Annotated in this window: 3 protein-coding genes; 1 reads left to right on the top strand and 2 read right to left on the bottom strand. The window is 31.1% G+C overall.

What is annotated here, in order from left to right:
* On the top strand, positions 1 to 656 hold a 656-nt coding region (locus tag HMPREF0549_RS03680), incomplete at its 5' end, for a restriction endonuclease subunit S (protein WP_003716904.1).
* Positions 657 to 822: 166 nt separating this feature from the next.
* Here HMPREF0549_RS03680 and HMPREF0549_RS03675 read toward each other — a convergent pair.
* Together HMPREF0549_RS03675 and HMPREF0549_RS03670 are read right to left on the bottom strand one after the other, a co-directional pair.
* Positions 823 to 1,116 carry a HigA family addiction module antitoxin gene (locus tag HMPREF0549_RS03675; protein ID WP_003716903.1) on the bottom strand — a complete coding sequence of 98 codons (294 nt, stop codon included), beginning with the start codon at positions 1,114 to 1,116 and terminating at the stop codon, positions 823 to 825.
* Between the two features lie 15 nt (positions 1,117 to 1,131).
* A complete protein-coding gene (locus HMPREF0549_RS03670; RefSeq protein WP_003716902.1) occupies positions 1,132 to 1,416 on the bottom strand; it encodes a type II toxin-antitoxin system RelE/ParE family toxin in 285 nt (94 codons plus the stop codon).
* Positions 1,417 to 1,570 lie beyond the last annotated feature (154 nt).

The raw sequence follows: 1,570 nt of genomic DNA, 5'->3' as shown, positions 1-1,570 counted from the left end.
AGTTAAAGCAGTTGAAAAAGGCTATGTTACAGCGATTATTAGTTTCTAAAAAAGGTAAATTAATCCCCAGTATTCGTTTTAAAGACTTTACTGAAACTTGGGATCAGCGGAAGTTGAGTGAGTTGGGAAAGGTATTTACTGGTAACACACCATCCACTAAAGATGTGAGGAATTGGACCAATGATAAAAGAAATGGACATATTTGGATAACTCCAACGGATATAAACAAAAGCATCATAATTGACTCTGAAAGATATTTAAGTGATAAAGGTTGGTCTAAAGCAAGAGTAGTACCTAAAGACTCTGTTCTAATAACAAGTATCGCTTCAATTGGTAAAAATGCTATAAATGCTATAGAAGCAGCTTTTAATCAACAAATTAATGCACTGATTATTCAGAATAATAATTCTTATTTTGTTTTGATGGCAATGACCAGAGAAAAACAGCGCTTTGAAGCATTAGCTGGTCAAACGGCTACACCGATCATAAACAAGTCTACTTTATCCTCGTTTACAATTAAACTTCCTTCGAAAAAAGAACAGGATAAAATAGGTAATTTTTTCAAACAGCTTGATTCCCTCATCACCCTTCATCAGTGTAAATTGAACCAATTATCTAAAATGAAAAAGTTTTACCTTCAAAAGATGTTTATTTAATAATTTTAATTTCAAAAATTAAGTATTAATGTACTTTAAATGCTACCAAAAATAAAATACCTCATATTACGATAGTTAATTTGAAGAAATATATTCTTTTTAATAACTATTGTAATATGGGGTATTTTGGCAATTAGAAGCATTCCTCTATATAGACGCCTTAACACTAACTAGCAGCAATTGTCTTTATTTTATCAAATTCATTTCCACTTTCTTCTTCTGCATTACGAATATCAATATCGTTTTGCATATTCAGAAAGTACCGATCGGAAACACCAAACAAGCGTCCTAAACGAATTGACGTATCGACAGTGATTTGGCGACGGTTATGAAGAATATCTTGGATTCTCGAAGTTGGAACATCAATCTCTTTTGCAACACGGTACGCAGAAATATTTAATGGTTCCATAAATTCTTCTTTTAGGATTTCACCAATTGTCGGTGTTGGAATTTGCTCCATAATAAAATCTCCTCTCTAATGATAATCAACTATCTCAACATCTTTAATATTATTCTGTCCTCGAACTGTAAAGCATATCCTAAATTGGCTATTAATTCTAATACTATACTGGCCTTCACGATCACCAGATAGTTGTTCTAAATGATTTGCGGGCGGTATTCTTAGATCATTGATATTTTCAGCATTATCAATCATAATTAACTTTCTTAACGCTATTCGTTGAATCGACTGCGGCAGTTTCTTAGAAAACTTCTGTTCAAAGACTTTTTCTGTTTCTTTATCAGCAAAACTAAGTATCATAATTACTCTCTTTTAGTTTTTTACAATTATACCTTCGCTACGTGTATATGTAAAGAGGATAGTTTCGATAAAAATAAGGAGATTATGTTTAACTTAAGAAATAATTTTAAACTAAATGGTAAATTTTATTTTCTTATTTGATAATGAAAAAGAC

This window comes from Limosilactobacillus vaginalis DSM 5837 = ATCC 49540, from assembly GCF_000159435.1.
Classification (GTDB): Bacteria; Bacillota; Bacilli; order Lactobacillales; family Lactobacillaceae; genus Limosilactobacillus; species Limosilactobacillus vaginalis.
Note: the sequence above shows the minus strand (reverse complement) of the source record. Positions and strands in the feature narration are given on the sequence as shown.

Coding starts and splice junctions, on each gene's coding strand:
- HMPREF0549_RS03675 (WP_003716903.1), bottom strand. CDS start 1,116: ATGGAGCAAATTCCAACACCGACAATTGGTGAAATCCTAAAAGAAGAA.
- HMPREF0549_RS03670 (WP_003716902.1), bottom strand. CDS start 1,416: ATGATACTTAGTTTTGCTGATAAAGAAACAGAAAAAGTCTTTGAACAG.